The sequence below is a fragment of the Mesorhizobium sp. f-mel genome (assembly GCF_053850215.1).
The window spans coordinates 75760-91231 of sequence record NZ_JBSPTO010000004.1; the positions used below are offsets into that span (position 1 = coordinate 75760).

16 protein-coding genes and 1 pseudogene are annotated in these 15472 nt (G+C 63.1%); 7 read left to right on the forward strand and 10 right to left on the reverse strand.

Annotation, left to right across the window (positions count from 1 at the left end; translation table 11 throughout):
* Nucleotides 1–222 precede the first annotated feature (222 nt).
* Together ACWUKX_RS07975 and ACWUKX_RS07980 are read right to left on the reverse strand one after the other, a co-directional pair.
* On the reverse strand, nt 223–1965 hold the full coding sequence (locus ACWUKX_RS07975) for an adenylate/guanylate cyclase domain-containing protein (protein WP_456005564.1): 1743 nt from the start codon (nt 1963–1965) through the stop codon (nt 223–225).
* A gap of 521 nt (nt 1966–2486) precedes the next feature.
* Nucleotides 2487–2705, reverse strand: coding sequence for a DUF2842 domain-containing protein (locus ACWUKX_RS07980; RefSeq protein ID WP_029353452.1), 219 nt, complete (start codon nt 2703–2705; stop codon nt 2487–2489).
* A gap of 152 nt (nt 2706–2857) precedes the next feature.
* On the opposite strand from ACWUKX_RS07980, the gene ACWUKX_RS07985 reads away from it, so the two are divergent.
* Nucleotides 2858–3949, forward strand: coding sequence for a COX15/CtaA family protein (locus tag ACWUKX_RS07985; RefSeq protein ID WP_456005567.1), 1092 nt, complete (start codon nt 2858–2860; stop codon nt 3947–3949).
* Here the strand turns inward: ACWUKX_RS07985 and ACWUKX_RS07990 are convergent.
* The 3 genes from ACWUKX_RS07990 to speB are packed head-to-tail and all read right to left on the reverse strand — an operon-like array spanning nt 3939 to nt 6749.
* Nucleotides 3939–4778 carry an aminoglycoside phosphotransferase family protein gene (locus ACWUKX_RS07990; RefSeq protein WP_456005570.1) on the reverse strand — a complete coding sequence of 280 codons (840 nt, stop codon included), beginning with the start codon at nt 4776–4778 and terminating at the stop codon, nt 3939–3941. The genes ACWUKX_RS07985 and ACWUKX_RS07990 overlap by 11 nt on opposite strands.
* Nucleotides 4779–5711 carry an N-acetyl-gamma-glutamyl-phosphate reductase gene (gene argC, locus ACWUKX_RS07995; protein ID WP_455838145.1) on the reverse strand — a complete coding sequence of 311 codons (933 nt, stop codon included), beginning with the start codon at nt 5709–5711 and terminating at the stop codon, nt 4779–4781.
* Between the two features lie 30 nt (nt 5712–5741).
* A complete protein-coding gene (gene speB, locus ACWUKX_RS08000) occupies nt 5742–6749 on the reverse strand; it encodes an agmatinase (protein WP_456005572.1) in 1008 nt (335 codons plus the stop codon).
* Nucleotides 6750–7152: 403 nt separating this feature from the next.
* Between speB and ACWUKX_RS08005 the strand changes: the two are divergent.
* Nucleotides 7153–8211 (forward strand): annotated as a pseudogene (locus tag ACWUKX_RS08005) (glycerophosphodiester phosphodiesterase family protein).
* Nucleotides 8212–8265: 54 nt separating this feature from the next.
* Here the strand turns inward: ACWUKX_RS08005 and ACWUKX_RS08010 are convergent.
* Nucleotides 8266–9138 carry an aldo/keto reductase family oxidoreductase gene (locus ACWUKX_RS08010; RefSeq protein WP_456005575.1) on the reverse strand — a complete coding sequence of 291 codons (873 nt, stop codon included), beginning with the start codon at nt 9136–9138 and terminating at the stop codon, nt 8266–8268.
* A gap of 95 nt (nt 9139–9233) precedes the next feature.
* On the opposite strand from ACWUKX_RS08010, the gene ACWUKX_RS08015 reads away from it, so the two are divergent.
* The gene (locus ACWUKX_RS08015; protein ID WP_456005578.1) at nt 9234–10193 is read left to right on the forward strand and encodes a LysR family transcriptional regulator; all 960 of its coding nucleotides are present in this window, start codon (nt 9234–9236) and stop codon (nt 10191–10193) included.
* 20 nt (nt 10194–10213) lie between these two features.
* On the opposite strand, the gene rpsI is transcribed toward ACWUKX_RS08015, so the two are convergent.
* The 4 genes from rpsI to ACWUKX_RS08035 all read right to left on the reverse strand — a co-directional run bounded on the left by rpsI (nt 10214) and on the right by ACWUKX_RS08035 (nt 12638).
* Nucleotides 10214–10696: a 30S ribosomal protein S9 gene (rpsI, locus tag ACWUKX_RS08020; protein WP_023717316.1), complete on the reverse strand. Its 483-nt coding sequence runs from the start codon at nt 10694–10696 to the stop codon at nt 10214–10216.
* 1 nt (nt 10697) lies between these two features.
* Complete coding sequence (rplM, locus tag ACWUKX_RS08025) at nt 10698–11162, reverse strand: 50S ribosomal protein L13 (RefSeq protein ID WP_023798353.1); 465 nt, start codon at nt 11160–11162, stop codon at nt 10698–10700.
* Between the two features lie 264 nt (nt 11163–11426).
* The gene (locus ACWUKX_RS08030) at nt 11427–12077 is read right to left on the reverse strand and encodes a LysE family translocator (RefSeq protein WP_456005580.1); all 651 of its coding nucleotides are present in this window, start codon (nt 12075–12077) and stop codon (nt 11427–11429) included.
* A gap of 96 nt (nt 12078–12173) precedes the next feature.
* Complete coding sequence (locus ACWUKX_RS08035) at nt 12174–12638, reverse strand: PaaI family thioesterase (protein WP_456005582.1); 465 nt, start codon at nt 12636–12638, stop codon at nt 12174–12176.
* A 170-nt stretch (nt 12639–12808) separates the two neighbouring features.
* On the opposite strand from ACWUKX_RS08035, the gene ACWUKX_RS08040 reads away from it, so the two are divergent.
* The 4 genes from ACWUKX_RS08040 to ACWUKX_RS08055 are packed head-to-tail and all read left to right on the forward strand — an operon-like array spanning nt 12809 to nt 15360.
* Nucleotides 12809–13630, forward strand: coding sequence for an enoyl-CoA hydratase (locus ACWUKX_RS08040; RefSeq protein WP_095521887.1), 822 nt, complete (start codon nt 12809–12811; stop codon nt 13628–13630).
* A 2-nt stretch (nt 13631–13632) separates the two neighbouring features.
* Nucleotides 13633–14055 (forward strand): VOC family protein, encoded by a 423-nt coding sequence (locus ACWUKX_RS08045; RefSeq protein WP_065008089.1) that lies wholly within the window; start codon nt 13633–13635, stop codon nt 14053–14055.
* A 10-nt stretch (nt 14056–14065) separates the two neighbouring features.
* The gene (locus ACWUKX_RS08050; protein ID WP_456005584.1) at nt 14066–14842 is read left to right on the forward strand and encodes an AAA family ATPase; all 777 of its coding nucleotides are present in this window, start codon (nt 14066–14068) and stop codon (nt 14840–14842) included.
* Nucleotides 14839–15360 carry a CoA-binding protein gene (locus ACWUKX_RS08055; protein ID WP_456005587.1) on the forward strand — a complete coding sequence of 174 codons (522 nt, stop codon included), beginning with the start codon at nt 14839–14841 and terminating at the stop codon, nt 15358–15360. The genes ACWUKX_RS08050 and ACWUKX_RS08055 overlap by 4 nt, the downstream gene beginning before the upstream one ends.
* The last annotated feature ends 112 nt before the right edge of the window (nt 15361–15472 follow it).

Genomic DNA, 15472 nt, shown 5'->3' on the forward strand with positions numbered 1-15472 from the left:
AAGGCGACATTTGTCTGGACCGTCGGTAGGTCTCGTCAGGGTGGAAACCGGAAGTTCGACGCGAACCAACAGAGAGCTCGCCGGCTGTTCACAGCTGCTCTACGCGCTCAGTCCTCGGACAACCCGACCAGAGAACTATCCTTCCAGAAGCGACGCGGGATCAAGGGGCGTCGCCTGGCCGGACGCGACGCGCAGGAGAGGGCATCTTTGCAAACGCGACGATCACTCCGGCACGCCGGCAATACCCAGCGCCTCGACGTAGCGCTCGGCGAACACCTTGTCCCGCCACGGGTTGATCTGCCTCTGCAGGGCGAGCGTGTAGGTCGGGAACGCCTCCATCAGCCGCCGCGCCGCCGCCTGCGCTTCGTCCGGCCGATTGAGTTTGACCAGCGCCATGATCACCACCCGGTGCGAGGAGCCGTAATTCGGCATCTCGCGCATCGCTCGTTCTCCCCAAGCCAGCGCTTCCTCGTAGCGTTCGAGCATCAGGTAGCTCATCCCGATGCCGGAGAGCGCGATGCCCTTCTCGGGGTCGACCGGGCTCAGCCGCATTGCCCTGTGGAAGTGCTCGATCGCGACGAGGGGGCGGCCGGAATGGGCGTTCACCCAGCCGCTGCCCGTATAGCCCTGCGCCGAATTGGGATTGAGCAGCAGGGACCGTTCGATCCCCAGCGCCGTCTCGTAATCCTTGGCGCTGTAGGCGATCACCTGCGCGGCGAAACGCAAGCTTGTCGGGTCGTCTCGCGCGTCCGCCAGCACCTCGCGGGCCATGCGCACGGCGACGCGGATATCGTCGGGCTCGTGCCAGCACTGACTCACGGACAGGCTGCGGATATAGGCACCGAGTGCCTTCGCCAGGGTGAAGCCTGGGTCGATGCTGAGCGCCTCGTTGGTGAGCCGGCGCACGTCGGCGAAGCCTTCGCGCGTCATGCTGTAGAAGCGCGGCAGCGCACGAAGGTAGAGGTCGTAGGCACCGATGTAGTCGGTCGGCTTCATGCGCGCTTGCTTGATCTCCTCCAGCCGGATGCTCGGCTCGGCCGCACCGACGACGCTCTCGGTCACCTTGTCCTGTAGGTCGAAGATGTCGCTCACGTCGCCCTCGAAGCGGTCGGCCCAGACATGGTGTCCGCTGATCGCGTCCACCAGCTGCCCGCTGATACGCACCCGCGATCCTGCTCTGCGGATGCTACCTTCGAGCACGTAGCGGACGCCCAGCTCACGCCCGACCTGGCGCAGGTCCACCGCTCGGCCCTTGTAGGTGAAGGACGAGTTGCGGGCGATCACGAAGAAGGAGTTCACCCGGCTCAATCCCGTGATGATGTCCTCCACCAGTCCGTCGGCGAAGTATTCCTGGTCGGGATCGCCGCTCATGTTGGTGAAAGGCAGAACCGCGATCGAGGGTTTCGCGGGCAGGGGAGGCAGTGCAGCCCCCGAGGCGCTGGCGTCGGTCTCGACGCGGTAGGCGCGCACAGGCCGCTCGATGTTCTTGAGGCGCAGGTCGCCGAGCAGTGTGAAGCCGCCGTCGAGCTTGCCCTGAAGGTGGTCGTAGGCGGTGCCCGAGACGACCACGGTGCCGGGATCGGCGATGCTTTCGAGGCGGGCGGCGATGTTGACCCCGTCGCCGTAGAGGTCGCCGTCCTCCTCGCAAACCACGTCGCCGAGATTGACGCCGATGCGGAAGCGAATCCGCTCTTCCTCGGGCGTCTCCGCCTCGTGTTCTGCCAGGGCCTGCTGGATCGCCATCGCCGAGGTCACCGCGTTGACGACGCTCGCGAACTCGCACAGCATCCCGTCGCCGGTGAGCTTGACGATCCGACCCTGGTGCTCGGAGACCAGCGGTTCGAGGAGGCCCTTGCGGTATGTCTTCAGCCGCTCGAGCGTGCCGCGCTCGTCGCGCTCCATCAGGCGCGAATAGCCGACCACGTCGCAAGCCAGGATCGCTGCGAGGCGGCGCTGCGCGGTCATTGCACCGCCCGGCCAGGCGCGTGCACGCGGGCTGCCTCGCGCCCATGCCCCGCCAACTTCCAGACGCTCAACGTGCATGGCATCCATCTCTCCCAGCCGCCGCCCGTCGCCGATTCAGAACGGAGAACGCAGCTTGACCTTGCCGTCACGAGATTTCGCTATCCCGCTTGCGAGGCGTGGAGCGATCCAGTCGCCGCGCTAACAGCCAACCGGCGACGCGCCCACGCAGCCTCTGGGGACGGTGACCCGCACTCCCAGAAGGCCGGAGATATTTCCTGCTCTGTGTAACCGGTTGACGCCACCGTGGCGGTGCTTTTGTCACCGCGATGTAACAGGGAGATGCCCTATGAACGCCCGAATCGGGCATCACACCAGACGTTCGCTTAGAGGTGCTGAGGTCGGCAAGAGGCGCTATCTGCGCGTTCCGATCGGCGACACGGAAGCAGAAGACCACCCTGAGTTGCCCTACACGTCGGGTAGCAAGCGTCAGGCTTGTCACCATCTAGCGGCGGCGGCGAGCCTCAATTCTTCGGCCGCGGCGGCTCCAGGATCAGCCACTTGATGATGCCCATAGCCGGCAGCACCCAGAGCATGCCGCTCAGCAGGAAGAACAGGAAATGCGCCCACGGTCCCGATTCTGCCAGTTGGGCAACCGCCACGATCGATGCGACCAATGCGTAGACGATGACCAGCGCCACCAGCAGGAAGGTTCCGATCAGCTTTTTCAGGCGAATGGGCATTTCGCGATCCCGTTGATCTCTATCGCTTAGGCCCAACAAAAGAGACACGCAACCCGCAAGAAGCGGCGCGACGGCGTGACGCGCTGTCCGGTCTTGCCAGCGGGGTTGCGATGGTTCACCAATCCGCGACTGCAACCTGCCGGGACAAGCCTATGGCTGCCATCTCAGCTGCCGCGCCTTTCGTGGCTCGCGACCGCGACCTGCACAACCGGGCGCTGGTGCGCGGCTGGCTCTACGTCGTTCTTCTGGTGCTGTTTGTCCTGGTGCTGGTCGGCGGCGCCACCAGGCTCACCGAATCCGGCCTGTCGATCACCGAATGGAAGCCGATCCACGGCATCATCCCGCCGCTCAACGAAGCCGAATGGCAGGAGGAATTCCAGCGCTACCAGCAGATCCCGCAATATGCCGAGCTCAACAAGGGCATGAGCATCGAAGCGTTCAAGTCGATCTTCTGGTGGGAATGGGTGCACCGGATCCTGGCGCGCGGTGTCGGCGTGGTTTTCGCCGTGCCGCTGGTGTTTTTCTGGGCGACGCGCCGCATCGAACGCGGCCTTGGGCCGAAACTATCAGGCATTCTTCTTCTCGGCGGCCTCCAGGGCGCGATCGGCTGGTGGATGGTGGCGTCCGGACTGGTCGACCGGGTCTCCGTCAGCCAATACCGGCTGGCAACGCATCTGACGCTGGCCGCGCTGATCTTCACCGCGACCATGGTGGTGGCGCGCGGGCTCGCGCCTCATTCCGAACCGGCCGCCGACCGTTCGACGCAGCGTCTGGCCGGCTTTCTGGTGCTGCTGGCGCTGATCCAGATCTATCTCGGCGGGCTGGTCGCCGGCCTCGATGCCGGCCTGAGCTACAACACCTGGCCGTTGATGGACGGCAAGCTCATCCCCGGCGATCTGATGATCCTCGAGCCGGCATGGCGCAACTTCTTCGAGAGCCCGAAGACGGTTCAGTTCATCCACCGGCTCGGCGCCTACGCGATCTTCGCCGCAGCACTTTGGCACATGATCGCGACACACCGCCGCCAGCCAGGCACGACGCATGCGCACCGCGCGACGTTGTTGTTTCTGCTGGTGCTGGCGCAGGCGTTGATCGGCATCGGTACGCTGCTGATGCAGGTGCCGCTGCACATGGCGCTGACGCATCAGGCATCCGCGCTTGTCCTGCTAGGGTTTGCCGCAGCGCATTGGCGCGGCACCAAAGGCGCTTATCCGCTGCCCAACCAGATTGCCGTCAGGGGCTGAGCCGCACCGTCCTGATTGCCGTGGCAATGGACAATTCGCGGCTTTCCTCGATCGCGTTGCCGTCCTCATGATGCCACGACGCCGACAGGCAGCCATAGGCGATGGCATGATCCAGGATGGCTGGGGGCGTTTGGCCGAGCGTTCTGGCGAAGATCTCAGCCATGTGGGCAATCCGCCGGGGATCGCTGCAAAGGTCGTCGCGGTCGAGCGGGTTGTAGAACATGTTCGCCGCATCGAAGCCGGGATCGCCGAGAACGCCCTTAGGGTCGATCGCCAGCCAGCCGCGCGGTCCCTGCATGATATTGTCGTGATGCAGGTCGCCATGCAGCGGCAGCACGTCGACAGGATCGGCCAACAGCCGTTCCGCGGTCGCAGCGGCTTCGACGTAGAGGCTTTTTTCGTCGGCGTCGCGATCGATGTTCGCCTTCTTGAACAGGCTGGAAAACCGTACCCGCAGCGGCTGCAGATCCGGTGGGGCAGGGTGGTCAGACGGCGAGAACAGTCTTGCCATCACTTCGGCCGCGATTGCTGTGGCGGCGTTGTCTCCCTGCTGCGCGAGTACCTGTGACAGCAAGGTTTCGCCGGCATATTCGAGCAGCATGCAGTGGCCGTCGCGGCCGAGCAGCCGCACCGCGCCTTCGCCGCGCCGCCAGGCGAGAAAATGCTCACCGCGCAACTCGTCTTCGACGTCGTCGAAAGGTTTGAGGGCCTTGACGATCGCCGGCGCGCCGTCCGCGCGAACAACCTTCCAGATGCGGCTGCTGAACGTCTCGGCAATCAGTTCTGGCGCGCTGACCTTCCAGCGTTCTGGAAATGCCGGAGCGTCCATTCAGTGCTTGAGGCCGAGCATCAGATCCATGTTCTGCACGGCAGCACCCGAGGCGCCCTTGCCGAGGTTGTCGTAGACGGCGAGCAGAAGCGCCTGGGCCTTGTCGTCATTGGCGAAGACATAAAGCCTCATCCGGTTGGTTCCGTTGTAGATTTCGGGGTCGATCTCCGGCACGCGCTCCAGATGCGCGTAGGACGCCACCTCGACCACGCCGCCATCTATCGCGGCGAAATGGTCGGCAATCGCCGCATGAAGCTCGGCGCCGGTCGGTACATAGTCGAGGCCGCCGAGCTGCAACGGTACCACGGTGATCATGCCTTGCGCGAAATTGCCGACCGCCGGCTGCATGATCGGGTCATGCGACAGCTTCGCATAGGTCCTGAGCTCCGGCACATGCTTGTGCTGCAGGGTCAGCCCGTAGGGCAGGAATTCCGAGGCATTCTCGCCCTTGGCGACATAGTCCTCGATCATCGGCCGGCCGCCGCCCGAATAGCCCGAAATGCCATTGACGGTGACCGGAAAATCCGGCGGCAACAGCCCGGCTGCCACCAGCGGCCTGAGCGTCGCGATCGGGCCTTGCGGCCAGCAGCCCGGATTGGCGACGCGCTTCGCCGAAGCGATTTTCCGCGCCTGATCCTTGTCCATTTCGGCGAAGCCATATTCCCAACCTTCGGCGACGCGGTGCGCGGTCGAGGCGTCGATAACCCTTGTGGTGTCGTTGGTGATCAGCGAAACGCTTTCTTTTGCGGCTGCATCCGGCAGGCACAGGATCGCGACATCGGCGGCGTTGAGGAACTCGGCTCTAGCTGCCGGTTCCTTGCGGCGCTCGGTCGGGATGGAGATGATCTCCAGGTCGCCGCGTTCGGCAAGCAGCGCCCTGATCTGCAGACCGGTGGTGCCGTGCTCGCCGTCGATGAAGATTTTCGGTTTCATTGCCTGCCTGAATTCCCTGATATTTCGAAGTTATATGCCGCTTGCCTGATTCAATGCGGCGGCGGCGTGATTGCCGCTGTTCAGCTCTTCGAGTCGAGCCTTTCGTTCCGCCAGGAGCCCGAGATAGTGCATGGCGACTGTCGACCCGGCAATTGCCGTTATATCGGCGTGATCATAGGCCGGCGCAACCTCCACGACATCGGCGCCGACGATATCGACCTGATTGATCTGGCGCAGTACCGACAGGATTTTTGCCGAGGACGGCCCGCCGGCGACCGGGGTGCCGGTGCCGGGCGCGAAGGCCGGGTCCAGGCAATCGATATCGAAGGTGACGTAGGCTTTTTTGCCGCCGGTACGATCGACGATGGCATAAGCGATATCGGACGCGCGCATTTCCTCAACTTCGTGGCCGTACAGGATCTTGATGCCGAAGGTTTCGGGCGCATGGGTGCGGATGCCGATCTGGATCGAACGGTCGGGGTCGACAATGCCCTCCTTGACCGCACGGCCGACGAAGGAGCCGTGGTCGATGCGCTTGCCGTCGTCCGGCCAAGTGTCCTGGTGGGCGTCGAACTGCACGAGGGCAAGTGGGCCGTGGATAGCGGCATGCGCCTTGAGCAGCGGCCAGGTGACGAAATGGTCGCCGCCAAGCGATAGCAGGAAGGCGCCGGATCTCAGGATCTTTGCTGCCTCGCGCTCGATCGTCCCCGGAGTCTTCTGGTGATTGCCGCTGTCGAGCAGGCAATCGCCATAGTCGACCACGGCGAGATATTCGAACAGATCGCGCGAAAACGGATACTGCGGATCGTTGTCGAGGATGGTCGAGGCGCGGCGAATCGCCTGCGGCCCGAAGCGCGCGCCCGGCCGGTTGGTGACGGCGGCGTCGAAGGGGATGCCCCACACCACCGCGTCCGCGCCCTTCACGTCCTTCGTGTATTTGCGTCGCATGAACGACAGCGCGCCGGCATAGGTCGGCTCGAAGGACGCACCCGTCCTGGCCCGGGCGGTGAAGGCGTGGTCGATGTTGCTGTTCGGCATGAAGCGATCTCCTGTGCGTCGAGGCGCAACCTTATTGGATATAATTCTCAGAAATGCGACCCCTTCCGAGGCCTGGGCCATTCGAGCCCGGTCACAAATTCTTGCTTGCCAGGTGAGCCCGCATGGCAAACCCGGAAATTGCTTAGGTAAGCATGAATGCAACCTTGAGTAGATAGCCGTCTCGCATGGGATGGTGTCGGCCGCGGAGCGGAACAGATATGGGCGCGCCAAGCATCTCGGCAAGCTGATTGCCGGCGACCTGCTGATTGCCGGTTCGAGGTTTCAGAACGGCCGCTTCAGCCGGCATTGACCCGGACTTCCGGCATCTGCGAAGCCGGCTTCGTTCACCAGGCTGTCACGTGTGTCGGTTAACCGGGTTTGCATCCGGTACGGAGCGATTCTCATGCGAACGACCTGGCTGAACCTTCTGCTTGCCGCCGCCTCGGTGCTCTTCACAGGCGCGGCATCGGCAGGCGAAACACGCGCCAGACAAATTCTCGACCGTTTCGAACACGCCAACCAGTGGCGCGACCATGTCATGGTGGCGGCACACCGCGCCGGCAGTATGCAGGCCCGCAAGACGCTCTATGCGGAGAACTCGATCGCCGCCGTCGAGGCATCGATCGCGCTGGGTGCCGAAATCGTCGAGGTCGATGTCAGGCGCTCGAAGGACGGCCAGTTCATCGTCATGCATGACAGCTGGCTCGACCGCACGACGAATTGCAATGGCGAGGTGATCAAGCGCACGCTGGCCGAGCTCAAAACCTGCAGACTGGTGATCGAAGGCACCGGCGCCGTCACCGATGAGCCGGTTTCGACGCTGCGCGAAATGCTGATGGCGACCAAGGACAGGATACTCATCAACATCGACAACAAGCTCGATGTCGACAGCCTGGCCGGCATGATCGCGGTCGCGCGCGATCTGGGCATGGCCGAACAGGTGATCGTCAAGGAGAACCTGTGAAATCCGGCCAGAATCACCACTGTCAAAGCCGCCATGGGCGCGATCGGCAATGGTTTCCAGTTCATGCCGATTATCGCCGATGACGCGGTTCGCGACGCCGGTTTCGCCGAGAAAGTCAGCGGGATCTTTTCGCCGCGCGCGGTCGAGATGATCAACTGGCGCGCGGGATCGGAGACGCTGACCGACACCGGCGGTCCGCTGTTCAGCCCCCGTATGCGCGCGGCGGCGATAAGGGGCGACTGGCACATCTGGGCCAATACCTACGCTATCGTCAATAAGCCGGGCGGCTTCCTTGCCGGCGGTCGCGGCGACGAGTTGGCGGTGCTCGCCAGTCTACCGCGCGAGACGTACGGCTTCTGGGCCGAGCGCGGCGCCACCATCATCCAGACCGACGAGCCGAAAGCGGCGATCGACTGGCTGGCAGCGAACGGCTACCGCGTGCCTTATTCTGATGAGACGCGGCCGGCGGAGCCGGCGAACACCGCAAGCATCAACTAGACTGGATCGGAGCGGGCAAGGGAGCCGCTTCCCTGGATGGTCGCCAGCCCGCTGTCAGGCGGCCATCGCTACTCCGTCCAATTCCCTGGCGGCATCCTCCGGCAGATCGAGTTCGGCTGCGGCAAGGTTCTCAATGAGATGTGCGACCGATGAGGTGCCGGGAATGAGCAGGATATTGGGCGCGCGACCGAGTAGCCAGGCGAGCGCGACCTGCATCGGTGTGGCGCCGAGGCGCTGAGCGACGCCGGATAGGGTAGACGACTGCAGCGGGTTGAAGCCGCCGAGCGGAAAGAACGGCACATAAGCGATGCCGTCGCGGGCGAGTTTGTCGATCAAGGCATCGTCGCCCCTGTGCGCCAGATTGTATTGGTTCTGCACGCAGACGATCTTGGCGATCCGTCGCGCCTCTTCGATCTGTGCTGACGTGACATTGCTTAGCCCGATGTGGCGCACAAAACCGCGTCGCTGCAGCTCGGCCAGCACAGTGAGCGGCGCCTCGATCGATCCTTCGGCGGGCCCATGCGCGTCGAACATGATCCTGAGATTGACCACGTCCAGCACGTCGAGACCAAGATTGCGCAGATTGTCGTGCACCGCCTGGGTCAGCGCTTCGGACGAGAAGGCGGGGCGCCACGAGCCATCCGCGCCGCGACGCGCACCGATCTTGGTGACGATCGTCAGATCGTCGGAATAGGGCGCGAGCGCCTCGCGGATCAGCAGATTGGTGACGTGCGGGCCGTAGAAGTCGCTGGTGTCGATGTGGTTCACCCCGCGCGCAACGGCTTCGCGCAGCACGTCCAAGGCTGCGTCGTGATCTCCAGGCGGACCAAAGACGCCGGGTCCTGCGAGCTGCATGGCGCCGTAGCCGAGCCGCTTCACGGTGCGGTCGCCGAGAGTGAACGTGCCGGAAAAGTCGATGCTGGACATAGTCTATCTCCGTTCAAAGATGACGCTGAGATAGGCGCTGTCCGATCTTACGATAATTGGCTACATTCCGCACGGGCTGTACGGAATATCGAACAATGAAGATCGATCTCGGAGACCTGAACGCCTTCGTGGCCGTGGCGCGGGCCAAGGGTTTTCGCGATGGCGCCCGCGCGAACGGCGGCAGCGCGTCGGGCTTGAGCGAGGCGGTGCGCCGGCTCGAGACGCAGCTAGGTGTCAGGCTGCTCAACAGGACGACCCGCAGTGTCGTCCTGACAGAAGCGGGTGCGAGCTTGCTGGCCCGGCTCGGTCCAGCCTTAACCGAGGTCGAGGCAGCACTAGACATTGTGAACGGCTTCCGCGACCGGCCGGCAGGTACGTTGCGGCTTAATGTGCCGGTCAGCGCGGCGCGGCTGGTGCTGCCCGGCATTGTTCCGCGGTTCCTCGCCGCCTATCCCGGCATCCGGCTGGAGGTGATCGCCGAGGAGAGTTTTGTCGATGTGCTGGCGGCGGGGTGCGATGCCGGGATCCGTTACGATGAGCGGCTGGAACAAGACATGATCGCGGTGCCGATCGGGCCGCGCGTGCAGCGCTTCGCCACCGCTGCCAGCCCCGCCTACCTTGATCGCCAAGGCCGGCCTGAGCACCCGCGCGATCTTCTCGGCCACGCCTGCCTGCGCGGCCGATTCGCCAGCGGCGCGATGCCGCTTTGGGAATTCGAGCGAGACGGCGAGGTGGTGCAGGTCGATCCGGCGGGGCCGCTTCTCGTGACCCTGGGCGGGGCGGCCGATCTCGCCGTCGATGCAGCCATTGCCGGCACCGGCATTGTCAGCCTCTTCGAGGACTGGCTTCGCCCGCATTTCGAAAGCGGTGTGCTCGAACCCGTCCTCGAACCCTGGTGGCAGAGCTTCTCGGGGCCGTTCCTTTATTATCCCGGCCGGCGTCTCGTGCCGGCTCCACTGCGCGCGTTTATCGACTTCATCAAGGCATCGGCCGATCGATCCCGACATTCAGCGAAGTCGGCACAAAGAAAAAGGCCACCCGAAGGCGGCCTTTGACCTATGCGGCTGCGTAGAGTTTAGCGCTTGGAGAACTGGAAGGAGCGGCGGGCCTTCGCCTTGCCGTACTTCTTGCGCTCGACGACGCGGCTGTCGCGGGTCAGGAAGCCGCCCTTCTTGAGCACGGCGCGCAGCGCCGGCTCGTAATAGGTCAGCGCCTTGGAGATGCCGTGGCGCACGGCACCGGCTTGGCCGGAAAGCCCGCCGCCGATGACCGTGGCGACGATGTCGTACTGGCCGGCGCGGTTGGCGGCGATGATCGGCTGGTTAAGGATCATCTGCAGGACCGGACGCGCGAAATATTCGGCGAACACCTTGTCGTTGACGACGATCTTGCCGGAGCCGGGCTTCACCCAGACGCGCGCGATGGCGTTCTTGCGCTTGCCGGTGGCATAGGCGCGGCCCGACTTGTCGAGCTTCTGGACATGGACGGGTGCAGCCGGCTGCGTGTTGGTGTTGCCGGTGGCAGTTCCGAGTTCTGCGAGCGAGGAAAGCTCAGCCATTTTACGAAACCTTCTTGTTCTTGGCGTTCAGCTTGGCCACGTCGAGCGTGACGGGCTGCTGGGCGACATGCGGATGTTCCGTGCCTGCATAGACGCGGAGATTCTTCATCTGGCGACGGCCGAGCGGGCCACGCGGGATCATGCGTTCGACGGCCTTCTCGACGACACGCTCGGGAAAACGGCCCTCGAGCAGCTGCCGCGCGGTGCGCTCCTTGATCCCGCCGGGATGGCCGGTGTGCCAGTAATAGACCTTGTCGGTGAATTTCTTGCCGGTGAACACCACCTTGTCGGCATTGATGACGATGACGTTGTCGCCGTCGTCGACATGCGGGGTGAAGGTGGGCTTGTGTTTGCCGCGAAGATGATTGGCGATGACAGTGGCGAGACGGCCGACGACGAGACCCTCGGCGTCGATCAGCACCCACTTCTTCACCACATCCGCAGGCTTCTGCGAAAAGGTTGCCATGAATTGTTGCTTTCGGTTCGGACCTTCCCCATCGACGAACGACAAGGAAAGGCGTTTCTTGTTGCTTGGATTGACCGTGAGCGCTTGCCCGCCGCCAATAACAAAACGGCGGCCTTGCGGGGCCGCTGCTTCGTGAAGGCTTATAGGGGAGGAGAGTTATGCAGTCAAGCTGCTTTTCCCGTCATCCTAAAAGGATTATTGTGTAAAATCAATAGGTTGTAGTTGAGGTATTATTATACCGCATTCGAACCCATCAAACTTGGTTTAGCGCCGGCCCGGAATAATTGCGGCCAGCAGCAGTTTGATGCCGACGGCGATCATGATCGCACCGGCCAGGCGTTCTTGCCAGACAAGAAAACCGGAGTTGCGTGCCAGCCAGGCGCCGACCGCACCTGAGGCCAAGGCTACAGCCCCCAGGACCAGAAGGCCCGTAGCCTTCATGGTGGTTCCGAGTACGATAAACTGCATCGCCGACGATCCTGTGGAGGCATGGACGAACTGCGGCAGCACTGCGAGCATGAAAACGAGTGCGGTAGGGTTGGTCAGGTTGCAGATCATGCCTTGCCGAAAGGCGCCCGCCAGGCCTCCCTCCTTGGCCGCGACGATGCTGTTTGTTTCCGCTTCGTGGCGCACGAGCAAGAACTTTGTCCCGATTGCAATGAGGTACGCCGCTCCGAGCACTTGCAGCAGGCCATACGCGGTAGGCGAGGACGTGATTAGCGATGCAAGTCCCATTGCCAGCAACGGAATCTGGATCACGCCTGCTAAAACGCAGCCGGTCGCCGTTGCCAGCGCCGCCCGCCGGCCCTGTCCGATACCGCGGCTGATCACCAGAAGCATGTCCGGTCCGGGGCCGGACAGCTGATAGCCAAGCACTGCGACCAGGAACGCCAGATAGGTGGGAAGTTCGGGCATGTTTTTGCGGGTCTGATTGGTGCTGCGAACGTTTTGTCGGACGTTTCGTTCCGTTGAGTTCGCTTGGAACGAGCGCAAAACGTATTCGCCGGCAAATCAGGCTTGCGATTGAAAGCTCTTCCTCGGCGGGATCGAATAGGTTCCCGTGGCGTGCGCCACCGTCTGTCCGTCCGGTCCGGCGACGATGTCGATATCGAACACCATCAGGCTCTTGCCCAGCTTCAGGATGCGGCAATGGCCGTCGATCGGCCCGGCCTCGGCCTTGCGGACAAAATTGATATTGAGATTGGTGGTGACAGAAAGCGCATCGGGCCCGGCATGCGAAAGCACGCAGACATAGCCGCCTATGTCGGCCAGTGTGAACAGCGACGAGCCCGACACCGTTCCGCCAGGGCGCAAATGCCGCTCGCCGGCATTCAGCCGCACCGTGCAGCCGCCCGGAAACACGTCGATCGCCTCGTAGAAGGTGAACTGGTTGTTGAGCTGGGGATAGACGCTTGCCATCAAGGCATTGACTTCGGCCGCGGTTAGCACCGGTTTGAGGTTGCTCTGCTCGGCCATTATGTTCCTCGTTGATCGTGCTGACCTCGGCTTGCCGAATAAGGCGGCTGGGCCAATTGTTGCTCATGAGAAAACACGTCTGACGACTGTTCTTCAATCGGCAGCGTGCTAGTTCTTTTGTTCCATGGCCCGCGCATGCGATGCCGCTGGCCGATGAAGAGGTTGGAGAAATGGCTGAAATCGTCGCGATCAAGCCGGCTGTTGCCGAAGGTCCTGTCGTCGCGAGGCTGGACAAGGGCGTCCTGCGCCTCACGCTCGCCAATCCGCCGGCCAATGCCCTGTCGCTGGCGGTCATGGCGGCGCTGACGGCGGAACTCGACCGCGCGAAATCAGACAGATCCGTCCGCGTCATCATCCTGGCGGCCGCCGGAAAGGTGTTCTGCGCCGGCCACGATCTCAAGGAAATGACCGCGCACCGTGGCGATCCCGACCGCGGCAAGGCGTTCTTCGAGGAGACGTTTACCGCTTGCGCGGCACTGATGCAGGCGATCGTGCGCCATCCCAGGCCGGTGATCGCCGAGGTCGATGGTCTGGCGACGGCCGCGGGGGCGCAACTGGTCGCGAGCTGTGATCTGGCGATCGCCTCGCATGAGGCGACCTTCTGCACGCCCGGCGTCAATATCGGCCTGTTCTGCTCGACGCCGATGGTGGCGCTGTCGCGCAATGTCTCGCGAAAGCACGCTATGGAGATGCTTTTGACCGGCGAGACGATCGATGCTGCGACGGCCAAGGAATTCGGCCTCGTCAACCGGGTCGTGCCGCGCGAATATCTGAATCAGATTGTCACCAAATACGCGCAAACCATTGCCGCCAAATCATCTTTGGTCGTGAAGACCGGCAAGGAAGCCTTCTACGCGCAGGCCGAGATGGGGCTTGCCGAGGCCTATGCCTATACCGGCCGCGTCATGGTCGACAACATGCTGGCGCGCGACGCGGAAGAGGGCATCGGCGCCTTCATCGGCAAGCGCAAGCCGGAATGGACGGAGGAATAGACATGGAGCCTCGTATCTCCATTATCACCATCGCCGTCGACGATCTGGAGCGCGCCACACGCTTCTACGAGGCGATGGGCCTGACCCGCCATGCTGGAATCACCGATGGCGTCGCCTTCTTCCAGATGGGCGGCGTCATTCTCGGGCTATTTCCGCGCGAAAGCGCCGAAGAGGATTCAGGCATCACCTTCGGCACGGCGCCGTCGGCGATCTACCTCGCTTACAACACCCGCTCCGACACGGAAGTCGATCACATGCTGGCGATGGCCGAGAAGGCCGGCGGTCGTATCGTCAAACCGGCCGGTCGCGCCTTCTGGGGCGGCTGGTATGGCTATTTCGCCGACACGGAAGGGCATGTCTGGGAAGTGGCGCACAATCCGGCTTTTCCGATCGCGGAAGACGGCAGCATCTCGCTGCCGGGCTGACCGCCGCCGCATGGCTCCTCGCAAGCAACTGACGCGGCTGAATGCGCCCTATCTCAAGCGCATCCTGATCGAGCCCAGCCGTGTCGCAGATTGGGAAAAATATCCCTGGAATCTGCCGATCTTCCGCAGCCACGATTTCGAACTCGAATTCACCGCGCCGATCACCATCATCGTCGGCGAGAACGGCACCGGCAAATCGACGCTGCTCGAGGCGATCGGCGCGCTGGCCGGATACGATGAAGCCGGCGGCGGTAAGGGCTACATGCCCATCGACCACTCCCGCGCCATCGACAAGAGCGGCGCGGCGCTCGCCGCAACGCTGCGCGGCCACTGGCTGCCAAAGGTCACCGCCGGCTGGTTCTTTCGCGCCGAATCTTTTTACTCCGTGGCGCGCTATCTTGACCAAGCGGCGCTGGATTCTGGTGCGGCGCCGCCCGACTTCCTGTCCTGGTCGCATGGCGAGGGCTTCATCCGCTTCTTCGAGGAGCGCTGCCGCCGGCAAGGCATCTACATCCTCGACGAGCCCGAAAGCGCTTTGTCGCCGACGCGTCAGATCGAGCTGATCAGGATGCTGCGGCGGATGGATCTATCAGGCACGGCGCAAGTGATCATGGCGACGCATTCGCCGCTGCTGATGGCCTGTCCCGGCGCGCGGCTGTTCCGCATCAGCCGGTTCGGCCTCGACCCGACCGATTTTCACGATACCGAACATTTCCGCATGATGCGCAGTTTCTGCAACGACCCGGATGGTTTTCTCGCCGAAGCTCTGTATGAGGACGAGGCATGAACCACGACGCCTACGACAATGCCTATATCGCCGGCATCCTCAATTCGGTGAAGACCATCGCCATGGTCGGCGCGTCCACCAACGATGTCCGGCCGAGCTACTTCGTGCTGAAATACCTGCTGGGCAAGGGATTTTCGGTGTTCCCGATCAACCCCGGCCAGGCCGGCAAGGAAATCCTTGGCCGGATGACCTATGCCAGGCTCGCCGATGTTCCCGAGCCGATCGACATGGTCGACGTTTTTCGAGGCTCCACGGCAGTGCCGGGCGTCGTCGACGAGGTCTTGCGGCTCGATCCGTTGCCGAAAGTCATCTGGATGCAGCTTGGCGTGCGCCATGACGAGGCGGCGGCGCGCGCAGAGGCCGCCAGCATCAAGGTGGTGATGAACCGCTGCCCCAAGATCGAATATGGCAAGCTGTCGGGCGAAATCGGCTGGACCGGCGTTAATTCCGGCGTGCTGTCGTCGAAGAAGCCGCTGATGCGGCCGGGATTCCAGAGCTTCGGCGTTCGCCAGAAATAGGTAGTGAATGGTGAATAGAAGGATTTTTCTGGAAGGCGGGCAAAGCGGCATATGAGCCGCTTGCAATCAGGATGAGGCTGGCCGACTTTGCCATCACCATTCACCATTCACC

What these genes read in the sequence shown, in the direction of transcription:
- ACWUKX_RS07975 (WP_456005564.1), bottom strand. Translation starts at nt 1,965, where the DNA reads ATGACCGCGCAGCGCCGCCTCGCAGCGATCCTGGCTTGCGACGTGGTC.
- ACWUKX_RS07980 (WP_029353452.1), bottom strand. Translation starts at nt 2,705, where the DNA reads ATGCCCATTCGCCTGAAAAAGCTGATCGGAACCTTCCTGCTGGTGGCG.
- ACWUKX_RS07985 (WP_456005567.1), top strand. Translation starts at nt 2,858, where the DNA reads ATGGCTGCCATCTCAGCTGCCGCGCCTTTCGTGGCTCGCGACCGCGAC.
- ACWUKX_RS07990 (WP_456005570.1), bottom strand. Translation starts at nt 4,778, where the DNA reads ATGGACGCTCCGGCATTTCCAGAACGCTGGAAGGTCAGCGCGCCAGAA.
- argC (WP_455838145.1), bottom strand. Translation starts at nt 5,711, where the DNA reads ATGAAACCGAAAATCTTCATCGACGGCGAGCACGGCACCACCGGTCTG.
- speB (WP_456005572.1), bottom strand. Translation starts at nt 6,749, where the DNA reads ATGCCGAACAGCAACATCGACCACGCCTTCACCGCCCGGGCCAGGACG.
- ACWUKX_RS08010 (WP_456005575.1), bottom strand. Translation starts at nt 9,138, where the DNA reads ATGTCCAGCATCGACTTTTCCGGCACGTTCACTCTCGGCGACCGCACC.
- ACWUKX_RS08015 (WP_456005578.1), top strand. Translation starts at nt 9,234, where the DNA reads ATGAAGATCGATCTCGGAGACCTGAACGCCTTCGTGGCCGTGGCGCGG.
- rpsI (WP_023717316.1), bottom strand. Translation starts at nt 10,696, where the DNA reads ATGGCTGAGCTTTCCTCGCTCGCAGAACTCGGAACTGCCACCGGCAAC.
- rplM (WP_023798353.1), bottom strand. Translation starts at nt 11,162, where the DNA reads ATGGCAACCTTTTCGCAGAAGCCTGCGGATGTGGTGAAGAAGTGGGTG.
- ACWUKX_RS08030 (WP_456005580.1), bottom strand. Translation starts at nt 12,077, where the DNA reads ATGCCCGAACTTCCCACCTATCTGGCGTTCCTGGTCGCAGTGCTTGGC.
- ACWUKX_RS08035 (WP_456005582.1), bottom strand. Translation starts at nt 12,638, where the DNA reads ATGGCCGAGCAGAGCAACCTCAAACCGGTGCTAACCGCGGCCGAAGTC.
- ACWUKX_RS08040 (WP_095521887.1), top strand. Translation starts at nt 12,809, where the DNA reads ATGGCTGAAATCGTCGCGATCAAGCCGGCTGTTGCCGAAGGTCCTGTC.
- ACWUKX_RS08045 (WP_065008089.1), top strand. Translation starts at nt 13,633, where the DNA reads ATGGAGCCTCGTATCTCCATTATCACCATCGCCGTCGACGATCTGGAG.
- ACWUKX_RS08050 (WP_456005584.1), top strand. Translation starts at nt 14,066, where the DNA reads ATGGCTCCTCGCAAGCAACTGACGCGGCTGAATGCGCCCTATCTCAAG.
- ACWUKX_RS08055 (WP_456005587.1), top strand. Translation starts at nt 14,839, where the DNA reads ATGAACCACGACGCCTACGACAATGCCTATATCGCCGGCATCCTCAAT.